The sequence below is a fragment of the Erythrobacter sp. KY5 genome (assembly GCF_003264115.1).
Taxonomy (GTDB): domain Bacteria; phylum Pseudomonadota; class Alphaproteobacteria; order Sphingomonadales; family Sphingomonadaceae; genus Erythrobacter.
This window is the reverse complement of sequence record NZ_CP021912.1, coordinates 602429-627521: the sequence shown is the minus strand read 5'-3', so window position 1 is coordinate 627521 and position 25093 is coordinate 602429. Positions and strand designations below refer to the sequence as shown.

Here is a 25093-nt window from a genome sequence, read left to right as displayed (position 1 = left end):
CCAATTGTGCATTGCACCATAAGCGGGTAAGGGCCATCTCACACTCAATTCGCACAGCTGCGGGCGCCAAACGCGCGGCAGGTCTTATCAAAGACCGCAACAGGATACGCACATGCTTTACCAAGCCTACGAACTGCAACGCAGCTGGATGAATTCGGTGAGCTCGCTCGCCTCGATGAGCTCTGAAATGCTGGCGAGCCCGGCCAATCCGATGAGCTATTGGGGCATCGGCGGCATCGCGGCCAACGCGCTCGACGTGCTGGCCCATGCAACGGCGCATTACGGCAAGCCCGCTTTCGGCATCACAGAGGTCGATGTCGATGGCAAGACGATGTCGGTTATCGAGGCAACGGTCCTGAACCGCCCGTTTGGCGACCTCAAACGCTTCCGCCTCGACGGTGTCGACGACAAGCGGCCCAAGCTGCTGATCGTTGCTCCGATGAGCGGACATTACGCGACCCTGCTGCGCGGTACCGTCAAGCGAATGCTTCAGAAGTACGAGGTCTACATCACCGACTGGGCCGACGCGAAGACGGTGCCCTTGCATGAAGGGCATTTCGATCTCGACACGTATATCGACTACCTCACCGAGTTCCTCGAATATATCGAGCAGGTCGAGCCCGGTCAGCGCCCGCATATGCTCGCCGTTTGCCAGCCGAGCGTGCCCGCTTATGCGACGACCGCCCTGCTCAACCAGCACAAGTCGCCTGCAACACCCAAGACGCTCACCATGATGGGCGGACCGATCGACACGCGCGAAAGTCCTACGAGCGTCAACGATCACGCTATGAACCGTCCGATCGAGTGGTTCCGGACCTCGGTCATCGCACGCGTGCCGATGCAATATCGCGGCGCTGGCCGGATGGTCTATCCCGGCTTCATGCAGTTGAACGCATTCATGAGCATGAACCTGCAGAGCCACATGATGAGCCATTATGAGATGTTTAAACACCTCACCGCAGGCAATGATGAGGGCGCGCAGGCGACCAAGGATTTCTACGACGAATACCGCGCCGTGTGCGACATGACTGCCGAATTCTACCTCCAGACGGTTGAGGAGGTTTTCCAGAAGCATTCGATCCCCAACGGCACTTTCGAGCACAAGGGCGAGATCGTCGATCTGACACAGATCACCGACACCGCTTTGCTCGCTATCGAGGGCGAACGCGACGATATTTCGGGCCTCGGACAGACCAAGGCCGCTCTGAAACTGGCAACCGGCCTAAGCGCAGATAAGAAGCGCTATTACATGGCCGAAGGCGCCGGGCATTATGGCATCTTCAATGGCAGCCGCTGGCGCACCAAGGTCGCTCCGGTGGTCGAAGAGTTCATCGAAGCGCACGGGTAATCAGAACCGCGTTCGCACTCCGACGAAGACATTTCGCCCCGGCTCGGGAAAGCCGACCGTCCGCTCGAAGTCGGTGTCCGTGAGATTGCGAAGCGCGCCGAAGATGGCGACGTGCTTGCTCGCCTGCCATTCGGCGTCGAGCGCCAGCGTTTCGTAGCCGGGATTGCGCAGCAAGCCGGTCGGCACTGACGAATCGTTGAAGCTGCTTGAAAACTCACCGTTGAGCGTGATCGCTAGGGTGCTGAGCGCCTGCCAGCGAAGTGCAAGACGTCCCGTCCAGTCGGGCCGGAACCGCAATTGCGCGCCGTCAGCGCTGCTGGTGGTCTGATAGGTCAAAGCTGCGCGCGCACTCACTTGCCCCATTCGCAAGGTGCCGGACGCCTCCACGCCGTCCACCTCGACCCGGCTGCGATTGACGTTGGTGAACAGCTCGGGATCGAAATCGACGAGGTTGCGATACTCCGCGTGGAAGTAGGCTGCGGTGATTGTCCACCGCTCGCCATCGGGGGCCAGTTCAACCCCTGCATCGAAAGTCTCGCTGCGCTCGTCTTCGAGATCGGGATTGGCGATCAGCGGAAAGCCGAGCGCAAACAGGCTCGGTCGCTTGAAGCCGCGCGCGTAGTTCGCAAACAGCCGCGCGCCGCTCTCCGCGACCGGAACACTCGCCCCGACCCGCGGGGTCCAGCGGGCCGAGGCATCTTCAGGCCAATCGACGCGAAGGCCCCCGCTTAGTTCCACGCCCGATCCGGGCGCGATCGTGACCGTTGAGAACACGCCGGGCATATCGCGCTCGATAGTGAATGCGGTGGGGATCAGCACACCGAAATCGAGCGAGCCGGTGCTCTCACCGTCCTCGCGCGTGAAACTGGTGCCTACCTCGAGTGAGAGCCAGTCAGCCGGGCGATGCGTGAGGCTCGCGACGGCCTCGTAGCGCTCCAGACGGCTGTCCGAGATGATCGGTGGAACAGCGCTTAGTGTACCGGGGGCGATTCCGGGAGCATCGGTCTCAAGCTCACTTTGCGAGAAGCCGAGCCGCAACTGCGCGGTGAGTTCAGGCGCGAGCGACGCGGCAAGCGTGCCGCCCAAAGCAATCTGCTGCCGGTCCCGCGTTTCAAGATCGCGGATGATCGCAAGTTCCGGGCCTCCGCTGTCTTCGGGAAATCCCTCGCTATCGCTTCCCGCGATGAGTGCGAACAGGTCGAGGCTGATCGACGCGCCAAGGTTGGGCGAGGCCGTGGCGGCAATCGAGTAGCGCTCACTCGATGTGCCGGGGACAAAATCGTCGCTGTCGAGAAATCCGCCAGCGATCCCGAATGTCCCAGCATCGCCATCGACGCCAAGCGATCCTCCGAAGCGATAGCGCCCCTCGCTCCCGACCCCTGCGTGAGCCGAAGCCCCTGTGCCGCGCGGCCCGACATCGAGCGCGATGACGCCAGACAAGGCGTCTGCGCCATAAGCGGTCGATTGCGGGCCGGATACGACCGCGATGCGCCGCACAATCTCAGGGTCGATCAGTGAAAGGTCAAAGCCGCCGCCGCTTGAATTCAAAGGGTCGTCGACCCGCACGCCGTTGATTGTCACGGGCGCAAAATTGGGTTCGCCACCTCGGATAGAGACGTATGAGCCCGCGCCGGGACCACCCTTCTCGAAAGCGACGACACCGGGCAACAGCGACAGGTCTTCAGTGACCGAAACCGCGCCGCGCACGCCCGGACGATCCTCATCGAGCACCTTTGCATTTGCCCGCGCATCGCTCGCTGGGTCGGCCAGGCTGGCTTCGACGAGGATGGAGGCTTCGTTCTCTTGCGCTTGCGCAGAGACCGGCAGTGCAAGCGAGAAGACGGCAAAGACGCCGCGTCGCCGCGCAGACGAGAGAAGGGTCGAAATCATGGTTTTGGAGGAATCTTGCAGAAAAGGGGTTGGCAGATGGTGCGTTTGTCGATTCACAGTTAGGCGAATTGTTACGAAAACACGGTTAACAGCGCGGCCTCACCGGCGCACCTTCGCTTGGCGCTAAAAAGGGTTTTTATGCAAAGATTTCTGGGAGTGGCGATCAGCGTGGTTATCGCAGGGCTGGCGCTCGGTGCTGGCTATGCGCTGGTAGATGTCACGCATGCCCTCATACGGCTCGCGCTCCCGCTTCCCGAAGTCGAACTGTCCGCAGACGACCTTGCGAACACCGTGACCTACCTGATGGTGGCGAGCCTTGTCGTTTTTGCGCTGGTCGCGATCTTCGCAAAACAGGGCGTGTTCGCAACAGCCCGGCGCACCGCCGCACAGGTCTATGCCTGGGGCACGGCCTGGGGTGCCGGGTCGCTCACCTTGTTTCTGATGAGCGCCAGCGTCTTCCCCCATCGCTTGCTCGTCGGCGCATTTGTTGTGGGCGTGGCGATGTTCGTGCTGGGCTATGCGATCTTCGGAGGAAACCGGGACAAAAGCATCGTCGGGCGCCTCGGCGAAGTGGTCGCAGCGCTCTTCGCCTCGCTCAAGAACCCGCTCGCATGGCTGGCGATCCTCGTCACCATCGCGCCGCTTGCCGCCGCAGTTGCTTACGTGGTGAGCCAGGAGTTTCGCGATGCGGTCGCTGAGTTCCGCGTGCAGCAGAACGTCTCGGTCGATGGCGACTGGATCACGGTGCCGGTCAATACTGAAACCCAGCTGCTCCAGCCGATCATGATCCGCATGGTTCCGGGAGAACCGAACCAGATGGTCGTTCTAGAGCGCGCTGGCCGCCTTTACCGCATTGGCTATCCCGACGATGGCACCAAGGAGTTGCTGGTCGACTTTGCCGATCAGGTGGGCGAGGTGAACCTCGAAAACGGAGCGATGGGTTTCGATTTCGACCCGCGCTTCGGCGAGGAAGGGCGCAATTTCATCTATGCCTATTTCACCAGTTTCGAAACCGATGCGCAGACTAACTATCTTGCACGCTTCGATCTCGGGGCTGGCGATCCAGAGGCTGTGCGCGCAAGCCAGCTGAACCTCATCGAAATTGGCCGTCCCCCCACGCAGTATCACAATGGCGGGCATGTCGAGGTCGGGCCGGACGACATGCTCTACATCGCCATTGGCGAGCTCGACATGGCCGACAGCCACCAGACGATCGACACGACGCTTGCCGGAGGGATCTTGCGGATCGACGTGCTCAATCAGGGCGGCGACATTTCAGGCCCAATCCTGCGTCAGCCGGAAAACGGGGCATCGCGCGGCTATTCGATCCCGCTCGACAATCCGTTCGCAGGACGAGAGGACGCGCTTGGCGAATTCTACGCCATCGGCCTTCGCAATCCTTTCCGTTTTGCCTTCGATCCGGCCAATGGTTCGATCTGGGCAGGTGAGGTCGGCTCGACCGTCTGGGAGGAAGTCAACGTCATCGAGAAGGGCATGAACTACCAGTTTCCCTTCGTCGAAGGCCGCGAGGAAACGACCTTCCCTCCGCCCCCGTCGATCCATGGCGAGCAAAAGGGACCCGCCTACACCTATCGCCACACCGCTTATGATCGTTCGGTCATCGGCGGGATCGTCTATCGCGGGTCGCGCTGGCCCGAGCTCGATGGCAAATACCTGTTCGGCGACAATTACTCCGGCAAGTTCTGGGCAATGCCTGCCGTCGACGAGATAATCGAAGAGGTCGAGGTGCTTGGCCAGGCTGACAAGTATGCGCAGCGCGGCTTCACCTCGATGATCCAGACGCCGGATGATCGCATCCTCATCACGGTGATGGGATCGTCCTCTTCGCCCAATGGCGCCATCGTCGAACTGGTCCGCAAGGATGCAGGGGCCCAGGCCAGCATTGGCGGCGGAGGGCTGGCCGCAGCGGCCGAGGCTGTGCCATTGACCGAACTTGAAATTCGCCAGAGCTACGTCACCAATTGCGCGCGTTGCCACGGCGAGAACGGGTATGGAGACGGCCCGGACGCGGCAGCGCTACTGGAAAATGCTGGCGCAGCGCCGATCAGTTTCCATTCAGACGAATTCGCAACCCGCAGCCGCGATCACGTGCGCCTTGCCATTTCGGGCGGCGGCGAAGCGGTCGCGATGAGCTATGCCATGCCGCCATGGGAAGGCGTACTGATCGAGGATGAGATCGACGCGCTGACCGACTATATCATGGCCATGCGAGCCAGTGAGGATGCACAATGAGCGATCGGTTGCGTCAGAGCCGTTTTGCGAAAAGCTTCGGTCTTGCCACTCCGATTGCGCTTGCGCCGATGGCATTTGCCACGGGGGGTGAGCTTGCGGCTGCCTGCGCCAGGGCGGGCACGCTCGCGCTTATTGGCGGTGCCTATGGCGATCTGGAATGGACGAGCCGCGAATACACCGCCGCCGAAGACGCGCTTGGTGGTGAGCCCGCAGCGCTGGCAAAGCTTGGTTGCGGATTCATCACGTGGAGGCTGGATGAGGACGCATCGGCGCTCGACTGGGTGCTCGACCGGCCGGCAAAGCCTGCCGCCATCATGCTCTCTTTCGGCGACCCGACTGCGATAGCGAAGCGGATCACCGATGCGGCCGTCCCGCTGATCTGCCAGATTCAGACGATTGCCCAATTACCCGAAGCGGTCGATGCAGGCGCCAGCGTGATCGTCGCGCAAGGCGGGGAGGCAGGCGGGCATGGCATGAACGCGCTCGACGGGCGCGGCACTTTTACGCTGGTTCCCGAAATCGCAGACTGGCTGGCAGGGCATGCGCCGGATGTCCAACTGCTTGCGTCAGGCGGAGTGGCGGACGGGCGCGGGCTGGCGGCAGCGTTGATGCTCGGGGCCGATGGCGCCCTGGTGGGTTCGCGCCTTTGGGCGACACGGGAATCGCTCGCCCCGCAAGCCGCGATTGCCGAAGCGGTCAGCGCATCCGGTGATGGTTCTGCCCGCTCGAAAGTGTTCGACATCCTGCGCGAAAAGAACTGGCCTGCCCATTTCGACTTCCGCGCATTGAGAAACGCGATCCATCGCGAATGGGAGGGGCGCATCGAAGAGCTTGCTGCTGACCCTGCCGCTGGCGTCGCCAATTACAAGGAAGGCGTCGCGGCGGGCGACTATTCGCGCGCTCACGTGACCGTCGGCGAAAGCACCGGCCTGATACGCGAGAATGCGAGTGCGGCAGACGTGATCGCGGGTATCGACGAGCAAGCAAGGCGCTTGCTTTCATAACGCCTCGCTATCAGGCGCGGCTCTTGGGCGGCGTCGCCAGCCGCTGGGCCAGCAGGAAGGCAAGACGGTAAGCGATGTAGACAAGGGAGGCGACCACAGTCGGCGCCGTCACGTTGTCGAAGATAAGGTTGCCACCCCAAAACAGACTGTCCCACATTGGCCCCGTCACCAACAGGTGTGCGGCAATCGCCAGCCCGACGCCGATAGTGTCTGCAGCAAAGCCTGGAATGGGCAGCTTCGCGAGAAGCCTCGCCGCTCCGTAGGCGAGGCCAAGCAAGGTCACGTGCGAGGCCGCGGTGAACCCGAGCCATGCCCACGGTGCCTGCGCAAAGGAGGATCCCGGACGTGCGATGTGATCCCAGTAATCAAGAGCGCTCATCACGGTCAGGATTGCGAAGAACCAGAACCAGTGTGACGAAACGAACCGTTCGCGCAATCTGAAACCATTCATACGCGCCCCTCCCGTAGTGATGCCATATCGTAAGGTTGTCCGAACTGTCCGCCCGGTATCTCCAGTGCAGCGCGGTCCCAACCTGCCCGCGTCGCAATGGCCTCATAGGTTTCAAGAAGGAAGGATAGGAGCGCTGCGTCCGGATCGGATGCCTGCGCGACCTTCGCGTAAGGCAGGATGAACTCGCCAAGCTCAGCATGCCAGTAGGCTCCCGGTGTCGATAGTATCGTGTCCGAGAGGCCGTCGGGCGCGGGGTAGCCGTAAGCGTAGAAGGCCGCCTCCTCGATCCCTGAGCCACCGAGCCAGAAGCCTGCGCTTGCCACCTCGTGACTGTACGCTTCGCGCGTTATGCGGTCGGGCAGGTTGGGAACTCCGCCGGGATGAAGCGGTGCCTCTTTTCCGGAAAAGCGGGTGACGGCAAGGTCGAAACTGCCCCAGAAAAGGTGGCTTGGGCTCGATTTGCCGACAAAGTGGCTGCGGAAGAGGGTGAAAACGCGGTCGGCGCTGCGAAAGGCCGCGTGGAAGCGGCGCACCGCGCTTTCATCCCAATGACGCTGGCGGTCGTCCGATTTGAACGGTATCGCGGGTTCGACTTCGTTGGGTGCGCCGCCAATATCTGTCGAAATGCCTGCGCGCTCCAGCAGCGCGGTCAGGCTCTGAAAGAGCTCGGCGACAGACTGCCCATGAAGCGCAACCGAGGCCCTGAACCCGGCAGAAGTTTCGAGAACGATTTCATTCGCCAGGCAATCGAAGTGCATTTCCGCATCATGATCGCCAAGGCCCACCGTATAGGTGCGAAAACCGCGCGGCGTAACGCGAAGGGCAAGCTGCCACCCGTGGTTGGTCCAGACCCGCCCGCGGGTGGGAAGCTTGCCGACAATCTGCAGATAAGCGTGGCACGTCTCGATCACCGCCTTGTCGGCAGCGTAATCGAGGAAGGGCCAGCGGCCAGTGGAGGCGCGATCTTGTTCCGAAGGCGGCATGACTGGCACTCCTATCACACAGCGGCTGCGCGTCCCTACGGTTTCTGCGGCCAGCTCGACCCGATCTGCGCAGCTTCCTCGCGATAGAAATGGCGCAATGCATCGCTCATGATCCGCGGCGCGACGGTGTAGTGGTTCTCGCTTGAATAGAACCTGCTCTTGATCTCAAGTCCCTCATAACCGCGCAGGTTCAGCAATTCGATGAAACGCGCCGTGCCCGACAGGATGCCGCCTGCATTGAGGAACCACTCATTGCCCTCGTCTCCGCCTGCGCCGACAAAAAGTTCAACCGGGAGAGCGTCGTTGGCCTGTGCAAATTCGCTTTCACGCTTGAAGACCGCATCGTCGACATTGGCCATCGCGGGCGATCCAATGATCATTCGGTCGAAGGCGCCGGGCCGTTCGAACAGTGTGTAGCCTGCGAACAACCCACCGAGCGAGTGGCCGTGGAGGATGTGGTCATCGGCAAAGCGCAGCTCGGCGCCCAATTGCGGGCGCAATTCGTCGACGAGAAAAGCGAGAAAATCGTGCGCGCGGTGCGGATAGGGCGGAAACGGCGCGACCGATTGCACCGCCTCGCGATTGAGGCCCGGTGCCGCGAAGCCCTCGCCCGGAGGCGAGAATTCGACGATCCTGCGCCCGACGCCGCGCAGACCTTCTTCGGATGGACTGCCGACGCCGATGACGATGATTTCGGGGATCATGTTACCGCTGACCAGCAGATCGACTGTAGCGATGGCAGAGCGGGTCATCAGCGGATCATCGAGCACCCACAACACCGGATAGCGCCGCTCCGGCTGGACCCGGTAGGTCGCAGGCAATGCGATAGTGACGGCATGCTCATAGTCAAAGGCCTCGGACTGCACGCGCCGCGTCTCAAGCACTTCCATATTCGCCCGTGCGCCGGGAACGAGCGCAAGCTGAGGATTGGCGTAAGCGTGGGAAGAGGCGCTCATGAAAAACGCCGCAAGTGCAATCGCAAGAATCCGGATCATCGTAACCTCAAAAAAATTGCCCCGTTCGCCAAGAGCTTAGCGAACGGGGCCATCTTATCGAGCGGTTTCATCGAACCGCACGGTTGTTTGTCGATTGCTCAGAAGACCTCGAACAGGCCCGCTGCGCCCATGCCGCCGCCAACGCACATGGTAACGACGACGTACTTGGCACCGCGACGCTTGCCTTCGATCAGCGCGTGGCCGGTGCAGCGTGCGCCGGTCATGCCGTATGGGTGGCCGATCGAGATCGAGCCGCCATTGACGTTGAGGATGTCGTTATCGATGCCGAGCTTGTCGCGGCAGTAGAGCACCTGCACGGCGAAGGCTTCGTTCAGTTCCCACAGGCCGATATCGTCCATCTTGAGACCGGTCTGCTTGAGCAGCTTCGGAATGGCGAAGACCGGGCCAATGCCCATCTCGTCAGGCTCGGTGCCCGCAACAGCCATGCCGACATAGCGGCCAAGCGGCTGGAGGCCTTTCTGCTCGGCAAGCTGGGCTTCCATCAACACGCTCGCCGACGAACCGTCGGAAAGCTGTGAGGCGTTGCCTGCGGTGATGACCTTGTCCGGGCCCATGACCGGGTTGAGGCTCTGCAAACCTTCGAGCGTGGTCGAGGGGCGGTTGCCTTCATCCTTGGTGATCGTGGTTTCCACCTGCGAAACTTCGCCGGTTTCCTTGTCCTTGACCATCATGGTGGTGGTGACGGGCACGATTTCGTCGTCGAACTTGCCCGCTTCCTGTGCAGCGGCGGTGCGCATCTGCGACTGGTAGGCGTATTCGTCCTGTGCCTCGCGGCTGATGTTGTAACGCGCCGCAACCGTCTCAGCCGTGCCGAGCATCGGCATGTAGACGTCCTTGTGCATCTCAATCAGCGAGCGATCGGGAGCAACGCGCATTTCTGGCGTCTGGACCATCGAGATCGAATCCTGACCGCCGCCGACGACAACGTCCATGTTGTCGACGATGATCTGCTTGGCAGCGGTTGCAATCGCCATCAGGCCCGAAGAACACTGACGGTCGATGGTCTGTGCAGCGACAGTGACAGGAGCTCCGCCGCGCAGCGCGACCTGACGACCGATGTTACCGGCCTGCGTGCCTTGCGTGAGGACGGCGCCCCAAACCACATCGTCGATCTCGCCAGCGTCGATGCCGGCACGCTCGACGGCGGGCTTGAACGAATAGGAGCCGAGCGTTGCGCCGGGCGTGGCGTTGAAGCCGCCCTTGTAAGCACGGCCAATCGGCGTGCGGGCGGTGGAGACGATGACTGCATCGCGTGACATGAGAGGTTTCCTTTCAAACGTGTGGGGCCGTCCCCGTCTTCAAAAGATGGAGACGGAACGGGTCAAAAGCGCGTCAGATTTTCTTCACGCGCTGAAAGCGGGCTTCAGACGAAGTAGAGCGTGATCCATTCGCAGATCAAAGCAGGCGTTTCCTCGCCCTCGATCTCCATCGTGACTTCGCAGGTCTGCTGCCACTGGCCGGGGCGCTTCTCGACCATTTCGGTGAGCTTCCAGTGGCCACGGATGCGCTTGCCAGCGCGCACGGGCGAGAGGAACCGGCATTTGTTGCCGCCATAATTCACGCCCATCTTCACGCCGTCGAGCTTGGGCGTGTCGCTGTTGGCGCCAAGGTAAGGCATCATCGAAAGCGTAAGGAAACCGTGCGCGATGGTCCCGCCGAACGGGGTCATCTTGGCCTTTTCCTCGTCGATATGAATGAACTGGTGGTCGCCGGTCGCATCGGCAAACTGGTTGATGCGTTCCTGGCTCATCTCCACCCAGTCACTGGTGCCGATGGTTTCGCCAACTTTGGCTGCGAGATCCTGCGGGGTCATTTGGCTCTCCCTTTTGAGTGTTGAGTCCCTAAATCCGCGCGCGGTTTGGGCGACAAACGCCGCAAGGGCAAGCCCCCGGCACTCGGACGTAGCGTGCCCTAACGTCAGGCGGACTTGAGAAGCAGGGGAGTGCGCTGATTAAGCCATTTCTGCGCCGGTTTTTCGAATCCGGCAAAGAGCGCTGCGGAGACGGCGAGTACAACGGCGCCATAGGCGGCAAGGCCGAGCCAGCCGATCTGGAGATCGCTCCCGACAAAGGCCAGCTTGAAGACCACGAACAGGAGATAGTGCGAAAGGTACGTCGCATAGCTCCAGTCGCCAAGTTTCACGAGCGGCGTTGACGAAAGCACGCGGGTTGCTGGACCGCCATCGAGAGCAAGCGCCAGCAACAGGCTTGCAAAGCAGGCAAGAACCCAGAGTGTTTCAGGAAGACCAAGCGCAATGCCGGTAATGCCAGTGGATGCGCTTACCACGAATGGTATCGCCCCGCCTCGCCCGCTCTCACGCATCAGTCGCCACAGCTGCGCGAGCGCAATGCCGATGGTGAATTCCGCAAGGCAGCGCACAAGGCCGGTGCGCGGGATGTCGTCGTCGAGGATCGAATATCCGAGCCCCGCAAACCAAGCATGCAGGCAAAGTGCCAGCGCGCCGATCACCGCGACCAGCGAGGCAAGCCCGAGCCGCTCCCAACGGATCGCGATGATAAGTGCGGGGAAAGCGAGATATGCTGCAAACTCTGCGCTGATCGACCAGGCGGGCGGGTTCCATGCAAGCTCACTCGTAAACCCCCAGTTCTGGATCAACAGAATGTGAAGCGGCAATTCCGCGATTGGATAAGTGTCGCTGGTGCGTCCTGTCGCTGCCAGTACGAGAGCCAGCATCACGAACCCCGCAAGGATCAGCGCGTGGAGCGGCCACACCCGCGCGAACCGCTTCCACAGGAACGGGCGGGATTGCGCCCAACCTTGCGAGCGGAATTTCTCGCCATAGCTCAGCCACATGACGAAGCCCGACAACATGAAAAAGAGATCGACCGCGAGATAGCCCTTGGCGAATATCGCGATGACTTCGCCCGGCAGGATCGCGGTCAGGCTAAAGCGGATGTGGTACAGCACAACGAACCATGCGGCGAGACCGCGCAGCCCCGTCAGCTGATCGAGCTGCGGGCGGGCATCGGCGACCGGTGAGCCAGCGACGCTCATACGGCCTCGTTCGGCTTGCCAAGTGGCGGGGTGGAGCGCCGCGAGACCGGCCGCGCTGGCACGGCTCGGGCAGGTTCTTCGCATTGCTTGAGATAGCTCGACAGACCGATCTGGAAAGCCAGAATGAGAAGCATCGGCGGCGTGTAGGCAATGCCTGTGAACAGCGCGCCGACGAGATAGATGATCTGCGCCTGCGCCAAGGCTGAGGCCAGCGGAGCCTGCCATTGTTCATCCGGCCCCTCGCGCCCTTTCCAGCGCTTGCGGATCTGAGCCATGGAGATAAGCCCGGTGATCTGGATAAGGCTCCACAGGATAAGGCCGGGATAGCCCTGTTCGCCCAGCACCTCGAAAATGGCGGAGTGGTAGGCGCGCGCTTCATCGACCACGTTCTGGTAGGTGACCGATGTGGTGCCATTGACCGTTTCCTCCACCCGCATCCGATATTCGAAGGAATTGCCGCGATAGGCGTCGAACCCGCCGCCCCACGGATTTTCAGCGGCATAATCGAGCGTCCAGTTCCAGACCGCAACGCGGGTGGAGGCGCTCTGATCCTGCTGAAATTCCGTTATCGTGCTCATGCGTTCGGTAAAGCTGGCCGGCAGGAACGGGATCGCTGCAACCATCGCAATCGCGCCAAGCCCTGCGAACAGCACCTTGTTCTTCACATGGCGGAACGTGAGCAGCAACAGCACTGCAAAGCAGACAAGGCCCGTGCGCGCCTCTGTCCCGACCGGGATCAGGATGCAGGCGAAGATAAAGCCATATCCGAACAACCTGACGCGCCAGTCTGGCGGGAAGATCGAACCATGCCGCGTGAACCAATGGATCGCAGGAATGATCGCAATCGCCATGCAGGCGAGCACGCTTGTCTCGTATATCCCGGAATTGTCGTTCACGATCAGCATGCGGGTTTCGTATCCGCCGCCGCCGAAAACAACCTTGATCCCGCCTCCGATGATTATCACCGCCATCGACAAGAGCATGGTGAGAAGCGCCCCTTCGATCCTGAGGCGGGTGGTAAGCGTCAGCGGCAGGAAGATCGCGAACAGCATTGCTTTCCACACCCAGTCCCACTTGGTCGCGGCGTTTTCGGGGAAGTCGGCAAAGCCGGTCGTCCACCAGCAATAGAGAAGAAAGAGCAGGATAAGCCCCTGCCTGCCGGTGAACCGGGAGCCCTTCTTGCTGTCGAGTGCAAGCCAGCCGCCAAACGCCGCCGCAAAGGCAATGAGCGACACCGAGAGCGAAGTGATCAGTGAATAGCCGATGCGCTGCGGGGCCAGAATATCGATGTAAATATAAAGGAGCACCCAGAGAAATGGGCGCTTGATCCCCAGCACCAGCACATAACCGATGAAGGCGATCAGAAAGAGGTCGATCATCGCGTCTCGCCCCCGTCAGTCATGCGCTCGCGCCGCCGCGCGTTGCGGCTCGCTGCACTTCCCGCCTCGCGAGCGGCCTGCGCCTTTTCGTCCAGTTCTTTGAGCCGAGGATCGACATCGGTTTCCTCGCGCAGCACCAGCCGAAATAAGGCGAGCGCCAACAGGCCGTGGCCCAGCGCGAGTGCGAAATAGTCAATCATGGCGAGGATCGCCTTACAGCAGCGCGGTTGACGGCCCGTTAAGCATGGCTGCGCTATTTGACGCTGCCATGATGCGCGTTCTTCACGTCCTTGATCACTCCTTGCCACTGCATTCCGGCTACACCTTTCGCACCCGCGCAATCCTCAAAGCGCAAGAGGCGTTGGGGCTCGAAGTGCGCGGCCTGACATCGCAGCGCCACAACATCGAAGCCGAATGGGAGAGCGCGCGCGAACAATTCGACGGCCTGACCTTCCACCGGACGGCTGGCGTTTCATCAGGCCCCATGCTGGTGCGCGAGTTTCGAGAAATGGCTGCGACGAGCGACGCTATTCGCGAACTGGCGCAAGATTGGCGACCTGACATCATTCACGCTCATTCCCCGGCGCTCAATGGAGGGGCTGCGCTGAGAGCCGCGCGCAATCTCGGTATTTCGCTGGTCTATGAAATCCGCGCCTTTTGGGAAGATGCAGCTGTCGGCAATCGCACGGGGACACAGGGCTCTGCGAAGTACCGCCTGACGCGCAGTCTCGAAACGCAGGTCGCAGCGCGCGCCGATGCAGTCTTCACGATTTGCAACGGCCTGCGCGACGATCTTGTGGCTCGCGGGATTCCGGGCGGCAAGATCGGTGTGATGCCCAACGGTGTCGACCTCACCCTTTTCGGTGAGCCGATCCCCCGCGACGATACGCTGGCGAGCGAGCTTGGCATCGCAGAAGGTGCGCCGGTGATCGGTTATATCGGCAGCTTCTACGATTATGAGGGCATCGATGATCTGATCGCTGCCATGCCGATCCTGCGGCGCTCGCATCCCGATGCAAGGCTGCTTCTGGTGGGCGCAGGCGAGATGGACGGCGAATGGCGGGCGGCGGCTGAAAGACTGCCCGATCCAGAGGCCATCATCTTCGCAGGCCGCGTCCCTCATAGCGAGGTCGAGCGTTACTATTCACTCATCGACGTGCTGGCTTATCCGCGCAAAGCCTCACGCCTTACCGACCTTGTGACGCCGCTCAAACCGCTTGAGGCGATGGCACAGCGTCGCCTTGTCGCGGCGTCGAATGTCGGTGGCCACCGTGAGCTTATAACCCACGGCGAAACGGGCATCCTGTTCGCGCCCGATGACCCAGGCGCCTGCGCACAGGCCCTTGGCGAATTGCTTGAGTCACGCGGCGAATGGGACGTCCTGCGCGCCAACGCTCTGGAGCATGTCCGCTCCCGGCATGACTGGCACATAAATGCGCGGCGTTATCTTGACGTTTACCATCACTTGTTAGCTCGAACCCACGGCGATTTCGGTTCGGGTCCGCTTTCGCCAGACCAGGGATTACGGGCGTAGCGCGAGACAGGTGATGCGCCCAATCGAGAAGAGGCACGAAAAGGGCGCCATGCGATTGAGCCAGATCACCGAGAGCGAGCCGAAAAAACGGCGCAAGGCTTCACCTTCCAAGCGGCCCTTTACGGGCATCGCGGCTCACCGAGCTTTCGTGCCGATCGTAACGATCTGGGCAGCGGCTCTGCTTGGCCTCATCATGGTGGTGCTGCCTCAACCCATGATCGACAAGCTTGGGGCCTTGTCAGGCGGATTGGTAGCGGGCCTCGTCGCGCGCATTGTTCTTGCTGCCGCTGCAGCGTCGATCGGCGGTGTGCTTGGCTATGGCATATCCTCGGCTCTCCATCGCAAGTTCCGCAGAACCGCCTCAGCTCGCGGCGTTTACTCAGCCTATCACGCCAGCAGGCTGCCGGTCATCGACCCTGTAACCGATCTTGGCAGCGTGAGCCTTGATGCTCCACTTGAAGACGAAACAGAAGATGGCAGTGAACTGGCATCGAGCGAGCCGCTGGGCGAACTATCGCGGCGCGGTTACGAGATGGAGGCCAGCGAAGAGGACGCTCCCAAAGCGAGTGCGCTCTTTACTCACGGGCAATACAAACAGGCCTTGATCGAATGCTGCGAGGGCGCTTCGTGCGAGGCGTCACCTTCGGATGACACGGCCCAGACGCCGCCTGCCGCACTGCCGGATAATGCAGCACCGGATAATGCAGCACTGGCCAGCAGGCCGCGCGAACTCGACCTTGCCGAATTTGCCGAGCTCCCCGGACGAAATGCGGTGTGGGTAGAAGAGGTTGGCGATCAGCCACAGGCTCCGAAGCCCCAGCTCAAACCCAAGTCAGTGCCCGCTTCGGCCTTGGAAAAACTTCGCGAACGTCCGACCGAGGAATTGAGCCTCGTCGAGATGGTCGAACGGTTTGCAGGGGCTTTGCATCAGCATCAGGAAAGCGAGCGCGGGCGCCATTCGGGACACACGCCGGGCCGCGATGCCGCGCTAGCAGAAGCGCTCAAGGCGCTGACACTCTTCACGCAGGACGGTTTCGACACTCCGGCTTCGGCAGCAACTGCGACAAGACCTGGCGACAGGCTGGGCCAGACTGAACGCGACCTGCGCGATGCGCTCGCCAAGTTGCAGACGCTTCGCGGCGCAGCATAGAACCGGCCCCGGCGCTGCGATCAAAGCCGCTGGAAATCAGCAGAAATCGCTGAAAACGACTCGCAAGAGCCACATTGACGCAACGTCATTAAAGCCAGGCTTTGCGTCCTTGTAATATTCCTTCGCTTTTCGCGGTTGCAAAACGGCATATCCGCCTGCATTAGAGTTGGCCAACGATGCGCGGCTGCGGCCAAAAACCGTGTGCGCGCGTATTTCTGGTCGAAATCGAACATGCGAACCCCATCGGGATCGCAGCGGTGTCGACATCTGACAGAACGGAAAGCTTGCCATGGTGGGTCATCCCGCTCCTCAGGGTCTCTACGACCCGCGAAACGAACACGACGCCTGCGGTGTGGGCATGGTCGCTCATATCAAGGGCGAACGCAGCCACTCCATCGTTGAACAATCGCTCGAAATTCTCGCAAAGCTCGACCATCGCGGCGCTGTCGGGGCGGACCCGCTTTTGGGCGATGGCGCTGGCCTCCTGATGCAGATCCCGCACGCGCTGATCCAGCGCTGGGCCCACGAGCATGGGCACGAGCTTCCCGAACCGGGCGACTATGCCGTCGCGATGAGCTTCATGCCGCAGGACGAGGTCGCGCGCGGCTTTGTCGCGGATCGTTTTGAAAAGCTGCTCGCCAAGGAAGGCCAGCGACTGATCGGCTGGCGCGATGTGCCGACAACGCTTGAGGGCCTGGGAGATGCAGTGATCGCGTCGATGCCTGTCATCCAGCAGGCGATCATCGCCAAGGGCGAGGGCACGCCCGATCAGGACGCGTTCGAGCGCAAGCTCCTCGCGATCCGCAAGCAGACGCTCAATCCGCTCGCGAAACTGGCTGAAAAGCATGACCTTCCCGGCCTTACCGAGACGTATATGCCGTCGGTCTCGACCCGCACGATTGTTTATAAGGGCCTGTTGCTCGCAACGCAGGTGCAGAGCTTCTACGACGATCTGCGCGACCCCGAATGCGTCAGCGCTTTCGGCCTCGTGCACCAACGGTTCAGCACCAACACCTTCCCGAGCTGGCGGCTTGCCCACCCGTTCCGCTTCATCGCTCACAATGGTGAGATCAACACGGTTCGCGGCAATGTGAACTGGATGAATGCGCGCAGGCGGACGATGGAAAGCGACCTGCTCGGCCCCGACCTCGACAAGATGTGGCCGCTCATCCCGCATGGCCAATCGGATACGGCCTGTCTCGACAACGCGCTCGAATTGCTGATCGCGGGCGGATATTCGCTTGCTCACGCGATGATGATGCTGATCCCCGAAGCGTGGAACAAGCATGAGCTGATGGCGCCTGAGCTGCGCGCGTTCTACGAATATCACGCAGCCCTAATGGAGCCATGGGACGGCCCTGCAGCGGTCTGCTTCACCGATGGCCGCCAGATCGGCGCGACCCTTGATCGCAACGGCCTTCGCCCGGCGCGTTTCTGCGTGACCAAGGACGACATCGTCTGCCTCGCTTCGGAAAGCGGGGTGCTGCCCTTTGCCGAGGAGGACATCGTTCGCAAATGGCGGCTCCAGCCGGGCAAGATGCTGCTGATCGACCTCGAACAGGGTCGCATCATCGAGGATGATGAACTCAAGGCTGAACTTGCAGGGGCAGAACCCTACACCGAATGGCTCGACCAGGCGCAGGTGCGCCTTGGCGATGTGAGCGAGATCGAGCCTGAGCTTTCCGAGCTGCCGGAAGAGACGACAACTCTGCTCCAGCGCCAGCAAGCGTTCGGCTACACGCAGGAGGACATTGCGCGGTTCCTCGAACCGATGGCGGTGAAGGGCGACGATCCGGTCGGTTCGATGGGGACCGACACACCAATTGCGGTTCTGTCGAACAAGGCGCGGTTGCTCTACGATTACTTCAAGCAGAACTTCGCGCAGGTCACCAACCCGCCGATCGACCCGATCCGCGAAGAGCTGGTGATGAGCCTGCTTTCCATGATCGGTCCGCGCCCGAACCTGCTCGGTCACGATGCAGGCACGCACAAGCGGCTTGAGGTCGATCAACCGATCCTTACGAATGATGACCTTGCCAAAATCCGCTCGGTCGAAGCCGTGATGGATGGCGCTTTCCGCTGCGAGACAATCGACATTACCTGGGACGCCGAAGCAGGCGTCGAGGGGATCGAACTGGCACTGAGAGAAATGTGCTGGGCCGCGACCGAGGCGGTGCTGCAGGATCACAACATCCTGGTGCTGTCCGACCGCGCGCAGGACGAAGGCCGCGTTCCGATGCCAGCGCTGCTCGCCACCGCCGCGGTGCACCATCACCTCGTTCGGCAGGGTTTGCGGATGCAGACCGGGCTCGTGGTCGAGACCGGCGAAGCGCGCGAAGTGCATCATTTCTGTGTGCTTGCAGGATACGGCGCGGAAGCGATCAACCCCTACGTCGCTTTCGAAACGCTGGAGGACATTCGCCGCCGCAAGCATCCGGGCGCGACAACCGATGCAGTGCAGCAGAATTACATCAAGGCGATCGGAAAGGGCATTCGCAAGGTCATGTCGAAGATGGGCATCTCGACCTACCAGTCCTATTGCGGCGCGCAGATCTTCGACGCCGTCGGCCTGGCGAGCGCTTTCGTAGACAAATACTTCACCGGCACCGCAACCACGATCGAAGGCGTCGGGCTTGAAGAGGTCGCCGAGGAAGCGATCCGCCGTCATGCGCAGGCCTATGGCAACAACCCGCTTTACAAGGGGATGCTGGATGTGGGCGGCATCTACCAGTATCGCCTGCGCGGCGAAGAGCACGCCTGGACCCCGCAGAACGTCGCGCAATTGCAGCACGCGGTGCGCGGCAATGTGTCCGAACATTATCAGGAATTCGCCAAGTCCGTGAACGAGCAGAGCGAACGCCTGCTTACGATCCGCGGGTTGATGGAGTTCAAGCTGGCGGAAGAGCCGCTCGACATCGATGAGGTCGAACCGGCTTCCGAGATCGTCAAGCGCTTCAGCACCGGCGCGATGAGCTTCGGCTCGATCAGCCACGAAGCGCATTCGACGCTCGCGATTGCGATGAACCGCATCGGCGGACGATCGAATACCGGCGAAGGCGGCGAGGAACCGTTCCGCTTCACCCCGCTCGAAAACGGCGATTCCATGCGCAGCCGGATCAAGCAGGTGGCATCGGGGCGCTTTGGCGTCACCACCGAATACCTTGCCAATTCCGACGACATCCAGATCAAGATGGCGCAAGGGGCCAAACCCGGCGAAGGCGGTCAGCTGCCCGGGCACAAGGTCGACAAGCGCATCGGCGCGGTGCGTCACTCGACGCCGGGCGTGGGCCTCATTTCCCCGCCGCCGCATCACGACATCTATTCGATCGAAGACCTCGCGCAGCTGATCCACGACCTCAAGAACGTCAACACCGATGCCCGCATTTCGGTGAAGCTCGTCTCCGAAGTCGGCGTCGGCACGGTGGCCGCGGGCGTGTCGAAGGCGCGCGCGGATCACGTCACGATCTCCGGCTATGACGGCGGCACGGGCGCATCGCCGCTCACCAGCCTCACCCATGCCGGATCCCCTTGGGAAATCGGCCTTGCCGAGACGCAACAGACGCTGCTCCTCAACGACCTTCGCAGCCGTATCGCGGTTCAGGTGGATGGGGGCCTTCGTACCGGGCGTGACGTTGCGATCGGCGCACTGTTGGGCGCGGACGAGTTCGGCTTTGCCACCGCTCCGCTGATCGCGGCAGGCTGCATCATGATGAGGAAGTGCCACCTCAACACCTGCCCGGTCGGTGTCGCGACGCAGGACCCGGTGCTGCGCGCGCGCTTCACCGGCCAGCCCGAGCATGTCGTGAACTACATGTTCTTCGTTGCCGAGGAACTGCGCGCAATCATGGCGGAACTGGGCTTCCGCACGGTTGAGGAAATGGTCGGCCGGGTCGACCGGCTCGACATGACCCGCATGCACCGCCACTGGAAAGCGCGCGGGATCGACCTGTCACGCCTGCTCCACAAGCCCGACCTCAGGGAAGGCGCGCCGCTGCGCAACACCGAGGTGCAGGATCACGGTCTTGGCGCAGCGATGGATAATGCGCTGATTGCCGATGCGACCGATGCGATCAAAGCCAAAACCCCGGTGCAGCTCGACTACGCCATCACCAACGTCCACCGCACGGTGGGTGCGATGCTGTCGGGCACGATCGCCAAGGCGCATGGTCACGAAGGCCTGCCCGCAGACACGATCCGCGTGAACCTCAACGGTGTTGCCGGCCAAAGCTTCGGCGCGTGGCTGGCTCACGGCGTGACGCTCGACCTTGTCGGCGATGCGAACGACTACGTCGGCAAGGGGCTTAGCGGCGGGCGTATCATCGTGCGTCAACCGGATGGGGTCCCACGCGAAAGCAGCGCCAACATCATCGTCGGCAATACGGTTCTGTATGGAGCCATCGCGGGCGAGGCCTATTTCAACGGCGTCGCTGGCGAACGCTTCGCCGTACGCAATTCGGGCGCGATTGCCGTGGTCGAGGGCGCGGGCGATCACGCCTGCGAATACATGACCGGCGGCGTGGTCGTGGTGCTCGGCAAGACGGGCCGTAACTTTGCAGCCGGGATGAGCGGCGGGGTCGCCTATGTCTACGATCCCGAAGGCGCGTTCAGCCAGATGGTCAATCATGCACAGGTCGACCTGCTGCCGGTCCCGGCAGAGCGTGATGCCGAAGACGGAACCGGACGCCCGCAGCAGCGCGGCAGCTCGGTCCACGATTTCGGCATGGGCGACATGCTGCGCCACGATGCAGAGCGCCTGCGTATCCTCGTCGAACGCCACCAGCTTCACACCGGAAGCACGGTTGCGAGCGAGCTTCTGGTCGACTGGGACAAGGCGCTGGGTTCATTCGTGAAGGTCATGCCGCGCGACTATAAGCGCGCGCTCGAAGCGATGGAAGCTGAGCGCGAAGAAGCCGCCAGCGTGGCAGCGGAATAAGGTCAGGAAAAGATGGGCAAGGACACCGGGTTTCTCGAACTGGATCGGCGCGAACGCGACTATCTCGCGCCTGAGGAACGGCTGAACAATTACCGCGAATTCGTCGTCCAGCCGAGCGATGACGTGCTTGCAAGCCAGGCTTCGCGCTGCATGGATTGCGGCATTCCTTATTGTCATAACGGCTGTCCGGTGAACAACATGATCCCGGACTGGAATCACCTCGTTTACGAGCAGGACTGGCGAAACGCGCTCGACCTGCTGCATTCGACCAACAATTTTCCCGAGTTCACTGGCCGGATCTGCCCTGCGCCGTGCGAGGCGAGCTGCACGCTCAACATCGTCGACCAGCCTGTCACGATCAAAAGCATCGAATGCGCGATTGTCGATCGCGGATGGCAAGAAGGCTGGGTCACTCCGCAACTGCCCGAGAGGAAAACCGGCAAATCGGTCGCGGTCGTAGGCTCCGGCCCTGCCGGCATGGCCTGCGCGCAGCAATTGGCGCGCGCCGGGCATTCGGTGACCCTCTTCGAAAAGAGCGACCGGATCGGCGGGCTGCTTCGTTACGGCATCCCCGATTTCAAGATGGAAAAGCACCTCATCAACCGCCGCTGCGTGCAGATGGAAGCGGAAGGGGTGACTTTCAAAACATCGAAGGAAGTCGGTGTCGATATCTCTTTCAAGAGCCTGCAGGAAAACTTCGATGCGGTGGTGCTCGCAGGCGGTTCGGAAGATGCGCGCCAGCTCGCCATTCCGGGCGCAGAGATGCCCGGCGTGCGGCTCGCGATGGAGTTTCTGACGCAGCAGAACAAGCGCAATGCAGGCGACGACGAACAGCGCGCAGCCCCTCGCGGGACGCTCAAGGCGACCGGCAAGCATGTCGTCGTGATCGGCGGCGGCGACACCGGCTCTGATTGCGTCGGCACGTCCAACCGACAAGGCGCGGCATCCGTTACTCAGCTTGAGATCATGCCCAAACCCCCTGAGAAGGAAGACAAGGCGCTGACCTGGCCCGACTGGCCGCTCAAACTGCGCACGTCTTCCAGCCACGAGGAAGGCGTCGAGCGCGACTGGGCGGTTTTGACCAAGCGTGTCGTTGGCGACGGCGTGGCGGTGACAGGCCTCGAATGCGCGAGGGTTGAGTGGGTCGATGGCCAGATGCGCGAGATCGTCGGCAGTGAATTCACCCTGAAAGCCGATCTGATCCTGCTCGCAATGGGCTTTGTCGGACCGAAGAAAGCTGGCCTGCTCGAACAGGCGGGCGTCGATCTGACGGATCGCGGCAATGTGAGCGCGGATACCGAAAACTACCGCACCAATGTCGAGAATGTCTTCGCCTGCGGAGACATGCGCCGGGGTCAAAGCCTCGTCGTGTGGGCAATCCGCGAAGGGCGTCAGGCGGCACGCGCCGTTGACGAGGCGCTGATGGGCGTGAGTGAATTACCCCGCTAATTCAGGAACTTCTTCAGCAAACACGAAAGCCACAAGCGAAGATTAATCGGCAGCCCCGCGCAAACCCGACTTGACCGGCTGTTTCTGCGGTGGTTTTCCTCTCGACCAGAATAGGGATCGAAGGCGCGCGAAAATGCCGCCTGTTGGAGAGGGCAAGGGTCGTCATGAACACACGCAGCCGCTGCGCTGGCGCGCTAGGATTCGCATCAAGTGCGATCGCTCTTGCGATGGCATCGCCTGTCCTCGCCAATACGAGCGAGGTCGAACTCGCCCCCGAAACGTTCGAGCTTGCAGCGAGCGGCGATGCCTCCATCGACCAGCTTCCCATGGACGATACGGTCGCGCTCGCACCGCAGACCGGTCCGGCTGCGCCCGCCGCCGCTCCGCCATCGCAGCCCGCTCCCAAGCCTGTCGACTTGCGCATTGTCTCATCGCAATTCGTCGATGTGCCCGTCGCTGGCGATGCGCGCAGCCTTGCGCGGTATGCGGGCAGGGTCGATGGCTATCTTGAGGTTCGCGGCAGCTATTACGGCGGCCCGTCCAACCTCAAGCTGAAGCTCCGCCCCGAATACACTTGGGGCAAGACCTCCAATGGCGAGATCGGGCTGATCCCGAACAACACCGCTCTGTTCCGGCCAGAGGGGAAGGGCGACTTCGACCTTTCGGCCAGCCTCGAATATCAGTGGGCATCGGGTGCAACCTTCGAGATTGGCAAGATAAACTTGCTCGATATCTCGGGCGCTTTGCCGATCGTGGCGAGTGACGGACATTACGGATTTCAAAACCTCGGCATTGCGCTCCCGCCGACCGCAGTTGTGCCCAATACCTTGACCGGCGCGATGCTGACCGTGCCCAAGGGCAAGATGATCTACCGCGCATGGGTGTTTGACCCGGACAGCCAGTACCAGCGCACCGGGTTCGAAACCGCTTTCGAAAGCGGCGTTGCCTTCATGGCGGCAGCGGCACGCCGCACCACGATCAATCGCCTGCCCGGCGTCGTGAACCTCGCCATTGTCGGTTCGACGCGTGATACATTTGCGCAGGACATCCTCCCGCGCGCGCTTACCCCGCCGCCTCAGCCTATCGGGACTTTCGGCAACGAAAGCGGCGAAGTGGCGATGCAGCTGTCGTTCTACCAGTTCCTCAAGATGCACCCGCAGGCGCGCGGCAAGGGCTGGGGCATCCTCGCCCGCTTTCAGGCCTCGAATGGCGATCCGACCTTCCTCGATTATTCGGGCTATTTCGGCATCTCGGGCAATCCCGGCTATCGCCCGCAGGACCGTTTCGGCCTTGCCTATTTCCACTATTCGCTCACCGACGAGCTGGTCGACGACATCGCCTTCCGCCTGCCGATCGAGGACGAGAACGGGGTCGAGGCGTTCTACACCTACCAGTTCGCCGAAGGGCTTGGCCTCACAGCCAATGTGCAGGTGATCGACAGCGCGGTGGCGTTCCGCGACACCGGCGTGATTGTTGGTGCGAGGCTGACTGCGGGGTTCTAGCGTCGGCCTCAGCGCGAGCGATCAGCGCTTAATGCTGCGGCGACGCACCAGAAGGAGTTTCGCATGACCCGTAGAAGACTGGTCCAGTTTGGCCTGATCGTGGCGGCTCTGGCTGCATTCCCATTTGTCGCCCCCGTTGCCTGTACCCAGCCCGATCGCGCGCGAGAAGTGCTGGAAACGCAGGGCTACTCCGACGTTCAAATCTCGGGCTACGCCTACCTCGCATGCGGGAACGGAGATGTGTTCGCCACTGCATTCGAAGCCACCAGCCCCTCGGGTCAGGCGGTCGAAGGCGCGGTTTGTTCTGGTATCTTCAAGGGCAATACTGTGCGGCTGGACTAGGGTCCGTACTCAATAAGGACTGGTGCTGTTGAGTGATTGGTGATTCAAGGCTGTTGGAAGGAGCCTTGGATGAGCAAGCATCTTTACTGGTTGGACGATCAGTCGTGGGCGGCGATTGAGCCTTTGCTGCCCCGTGGTCGGCGCGGTGCACGGCGGGTTGATGATCGGCGCGTGATCTCGGGGATCATGCACATGCTCAAGACGGGTGCCCGGTGGCGCGATTGCCCTTCTGAGTATGGTCCCTACACGACGGTCTACAACCGCTTCAACCGGTGGAGCCGACAGGGCGTGTGGCAAGACATCTTCTATGCTCTGACCGGATCGAGCGGGGTGATCGGCGGGGTCACCGCCTCGGTGGACTCGATGCACATCAAGGCGCATCGCTCGGCAGCGGGCGCAAAAGGGGGGCCTTCCATCACTGTATCGGGCGCTCGCGCGGCGGTCGTACCACCAAGGTTCACGCCCTGACCGATGAGCGGGGACGGCCCCTCGCTCTGGTCCTGACCCCCGGCAACACGCATGATCTGACAGGCGCGCGCGATCTGCTGGCCATCACCGGTGCGCCCCGCCGCCTGCTGGCCGATCGCGCCTATGACGCGCGGTCCCTGCGCGACTGGCTTGCCGAGCACGGCTGCGAACCAGTCATCCCGCCCAACCCGACCCGCAAACACCCGCACACATACGACGCTCTCGCCTACAAGCAGCGCAACGGGATCGAACGCTTCTTCTGCCGCCTGAAAGACTTCCGACGCATCCACACCCGCTACGACAAGCGCGCAGACATCTTCCTCTCTGCAATACTCATCGTCGCCGCCATCATCTGGTGGGCTAATTGAGTCCCGAC

The 25093-nt window shown here is 61.8% G+C and carries 20 protein-coding genes; 10 read left to right on the top strand and 10 right to left on the bottom strand.

From position 1 onward, the window contains the following. Positions 1-112: 112 nt before the first annotated feature. Positions 113-1348 carry a polyhydroxyalkanoate depolymerase gene (locus CD351_RS03035; protein ID WP_111991253.1) on the top strand — a complete coding sequence of 412 codons (1236 nt, stop codon included), beginning with the start codon at positions 113-115 and terminating at the stop codon, positions 1346-1348. Here CD351_RS03035 and CD351_RS03030 read toward each other — a convergent pair whose 3' ends face one another. Beyond that, complete coding sequence (locus tag CD351_RS03030) at positions 1349-3238, bottom strand: TonB-dependent siderophore receptor (protein WP_111991252.1); 1890 nt, start codon at positions 3236-3238, stop codon at positions 1349-1351. It abuts the gene before it with no gap. A gap of 138 nt (positions 3239-3376) precedes the next feature. Here CD351_RS03030 and CD351_RS03025 point away from each other — a divergent pair, with 138 nt between their 5' ends. Continuing rightward, positions 3377-5491 (top strand): PQQ-dependent sugar dehydrogenase, encoded by a 2115-nt coding sequence (locus CD351_RS03025; protein ID WP_111991251.1) that lies wholly within the window; start codon positions 3377-3379, stop codon positions 5489-5491. Continuing rightward, positions 5488-6495, top strand: coding sequence for a nitronate monooxygenase family protein (locus CD351_RS03020; protein WP_111991250.1), 1008 nt, complete (start codon positions 5488-5490; stop codon positions 6493-6495). The genes CD351_RS03025 and CD351_RS03020 overlap by 4 nt, the downstream gene beginning before the upstream one ends. A gap of 10 nt (positions 6496-6505) precedes the next feature. Here the strand turns inward: CD351_RS03020 and CD351_RS03015 are convergent, their stop codons facing one another. The 8 genes from CD351_RS03015 to CD351_RS02980 all read right to left on the bottom strand — a co-directional run bounded on the left by CD351_RS03015 (position 6506) and on the right by CD351_RS02980 (position 13539). Further along, positions 6506-6946 carry a hypothetical protein gene (locus CD351_RS03015; protein WP_111991249.1) on the bottom strand — a complete coding sequence of 147 codons (441 nt, stop codon included), beginning with the start codon at positions 6944-6946 and terminating at the stop codon, positions 6506-6508. Continuing rightward, positions 6943-7929 carry a DUF5996 family protein gene (locus CD351_RS03010; RefSeq protein WP_111991248.1) on the bottom strand — a complete coding sequence of 329 codons (987 nt, stop codon included), beginning with the start codon at positions 7927-7929 and terminating at the stop codon, positions 6943-6945. The genes CD351_RS03015 and CD351_RS03010 overlap by 4 nt, the downstream gene beginning before the upstream one ends. A 35-nt stretch (positions 7930-7964) precedes the next feature. Continuing rightward, positions 7965-8885, bottom strand: a complete 921-nt coding sequence (locus CD351_RS03005; protein ID WP_162627580.1) for an alpha/beta hydrolase — start codon at positions 8883-8885, stop codon at positions 7965-7967. 137 nt (positions 8886-9022) lie between these two features. Beyond that, positions 9023-10204 carry an acetyl-CoA C-acyltransferase gene (locus tag CD351_RS03000; RefSeq protein ID WP_111991246.1) on the bottom strand — a complete coding sequence of 394 codons (1182 nt, stop codon included), beginning with the start codon at positions 10202-10204 and terminating at the stop codon, positions 9023-9025. A gap of 104 nt (positions 10205-10308) precedes the next feature. After that, positions 10309-10758, bottom strand: a complete 450-nt coding sequence (locus CD351_RS02995; RefSeq protein WP_007165919.1) for a MaoC family dehydratase — start codon at positions 10756-10758, stop codon at positions 10309-10311. Between the two features lie 104 nt (positions 10759-10862). Then, a complete protein-coding gene (locus CD351_RS02990) occupies positions 10863-11960 on the bottom strand; it encodes an acyltransferase (protein WP_111991245.1) in 1098 nt (365 codons plus the stop codon). Continuing rightward, positions 11957-13339 (bottom strand): DUF5935 domain-containing protein, encoded by a 1383-nt coding sequence (locus CD351_RS02985; protein ID WP_111991244.1) that lies wholly within the window; start codon positions 13337-13339, stop codon positions 11957-11959. The genes CD351_RS02990 and CD351_RS02985 overlap by 4 nt, the downstream gene beginning before the upstream one ends. After that, positions 13336-13539: a hypothetical protein gene (locus CD351_RS02980; protein ID WP_111991243.1), complete on the bottom strand. Its 204-nt coding sequence runs from the start codon at positions 13537-13539 to the stop codon at positions 13336-13338. Before CD351_RS02980 ends, CD351_RS02985 begins: the two co-directional genes overlap by 4 nt. A gap of 44 nt (positions 13540-13583) precedes the next feature. On the opposite strand from CD351_RS02980, the gene CD351_RS02975 reads away from it, so the two are divergent. Together CD351_RS02975 and CD351_RS02970 are read left to right on the top strand one after the other, a co-directional pair. After that, the gene (locus CD351_RS02975; protein WP_111991242.1) at positions 13584-14873 is read left to right on the top strand and encodes a TIGR04063 family PEP-CTERM/XrtA system glycosyltransferase; all 1290 of its coding nucleotides are present in this window, start codon (positions 13584-13586) and stop codon (positions 14871-14873) included. Positions 14874-14928: 55 nt separating this feature from the next. Further along, positions 14929-16023: a hypothetical protein gene (locus tag CD351_RS02970; protein WP_162627579.1), complete on the top strand. Its 1095-nt coding sequence runs from the start codon at positions 14929-14931 to the stop codon at positions 16021-16023. Positions 16024-16043: 20 nt separating this feature from the next. On the opposite strand, the gene CD351_RS15655 is transcribed toward CD351_RS02970, so the two are convergent. Beyond that, on the bottom strand, positions 16044-16256 hold the full coding sequence (locus tag CD351_RS15655) for a hypothetical protein (protein WP_162627578.1): 213 nt from the start codon (positions 16254-16256) through the stop codon (positions 16044-16046). Between the two features lie 59 nt (positions 16257-16315). On the opposite strand from CD351_RS15655, the gene gltB reads away from it, so the two are divergent. The 5 genes from gltB to CD351_RS02945 all read left to right on the top strand — a co-directional run bounded on the left by gltB (position 16316) and on the right by CD351_RS02945 (position 25085). Continuing rightward, positions 16316-20956, top strand: a complete 4641-nt coding sequence (gltB, locus tag CD351_RS02965; RefSeq protein ID WP_111991240.1) for a glutamate synthase large subunit — start codon at positions 16316-16318, stop codon at positions 20954-20956. Positions 20957-20968: 12 nt separating this feature from the next. Beyond that, positions 20969-22405 (top strand): glutamate synthase subunit beta, encoded by a 1437-nt coding sequence (locus CD351_RS02960; RefSeq protein WP_111991239.1) that lies wholly within the window; start codon positions 20969-20971, stop codon positions 22403-22405. A gap of 164 nt (positions 22406-22569) precedes the next feature. Continuing rightward, positions 22570-23907 carry a carbohydrate porin gene (locus CD351_RS02955; RefSeq protein WP_111991238.1) on the top strand — a complete coding sequence of 446 codons (1338 nt, stop codon included), beginning with the start codon at positions 22570-22572 and terminating at the stop codon, positions 23905-23907. A gap of 63 nt (positions 23908-23970) precedes the next feature. After that, positions 23971-24249, top strand: a complete 279-nt coding sequence (locus tag CD351_RS02950) for a hypothetical protein (RefSeq protein WP_111991237.1) — start codon at positions 23971-23973, stop codon at positions 24247-24249. A 69-nt stretch (positions 24250-24318) separates the two neighbouring features. Further along, positions 24319-25085 (top strand): IS5 family transposase gene (locus tag CD351_RS02945; protein ID WP_369880616.1). Its coding sequence is split into 2 segments (ribosomal slippage): positions 24319-24651 and positions 24654-25085, totalling 765 coding nucleotides; the frame shifts between segments, so codons are not numbered across the junction. Positions 25086-25093: the final 8 nt, after the last annotated feature.

Bases quoted from the DNA above. Each gene is read 5' to 3' on its own strand.
- CD351_RS03035 (WP_111991253.1), top strand. From the start codon at position 113: ATGCTTTACCAAGCCTACGAACTGCAACGCAGCTGGATGAATTCGGTG.
- CD351_RS03030 (WP_111991252.1), bottom strand. From the start codon at position 3,238: ATGATTTCGACCCTTCTCTCGTCTGCGCGGCGACGCGGCGTCTTTGCC.
- CD351_RS03025 (WP_111991251.1), top strand. From the start codon at position 3,377: ATGCAAAGATTTCTGGGAGTGGCGATCAGCGTGGTTATCGCAGGGCTG.
- CD351_RS03020 (WP_111991250.1), top strand. From the start codon at position 5,488: ATGAGCGATCGGTTGCGTCAGAGCCGTTTTGCGAAAAGCTTCGGTCTT.
- CD351_RS03015 (WP_111991249.1), bottom strand. From the start codon at position 6,946: ATGAATGGTTTCAGATTGCGCGAACGGTTCGTTTCGTCACACTGGTTC.
- CD351_RS03010 (WP_111991248.1), bottom strand. From the start codon at position 7,929: ATGCCGCCTTCGGAACAAGATCGCGCCTCCACTGGCCGCTGGCCCTTC.
- CD351_RS03005 (WP_162627580.1), bottom strand. From the start codon at position 8,885: ATGAGCGCCTCTTCCCACGCTTACGCCAATCCTCAGCTTGCGCTCGTT.
- CD351_RS03000 (WP_111991246.1), bottom strand. From the start codon at position 10,204: ATGTCACGCGATGCAGTCATCGTCTCCACCGCCCGCACGCCGATTGGC.
- CD351_RS02995 (WP_007165919.1), bottom strand. From the start codon at position 10,758: ATGACCCCGCAGGATCTCGCAGCCAAAGTTGGCGAAACCATCGGCACC.
- CD351_RS02990 (WP_111991245.1), bottom strand. From the start codon at position 11,960: ATGAGCGTCGCTGGCTCACCGGTCGCCGATGCCCGCCCGCAGCTCGAT.
- CD351_RS02985 (WP_111991244.1), bottom strand. From the start codon at position 13,339: ATGATCGACCTCTTTCTGATCGCCTTCATCGGTTATGTGCTGGTGCTG.
- CD351_RS02980 (WP_111991243.1), bottom strand. From the start codon at position 13,539: ATGATTGACTATTTCGCACTCGCGCTGGGCCACGGCCTGTTGGCGCTC.
- CD351_RS02975 (WP_111991242.1), top strand. From the start codon at position 13,584: ATGGCTGCGCTATTTGACGCTGCCATGATGCGCGTTCTTCACGTCCTT.
- CD351_RS15655 (WP_162627578.1), bottom strand. From the start codon at position 16,256: ATGTTCGATTTCGACCAGAAATACGCGCGCACACGGTTTTTGGCCGCA.
- CD351_RS02960 (WP_111991239.1), top strand. From the start codon at position 20,969: ATGGGCAAGGACACCGGGTTTCTCGAACTGGATCGGCGCGAACGCGAC.
- CD351_RS02955 (WP_111991238.1), top strand. From the start codon at position 22,570: ATGAACACACGCAGCCGCTGCGCTGGCGCGCTAGGATTCGCATCAAGT.
- CD351_RS02950 (WP_111991237.1), top strand. From the start codon at position 23,971: ATGACCCGTAGAAGACTGGTCCAGTTTGGCCTGATCGTGGCGGCTCTG.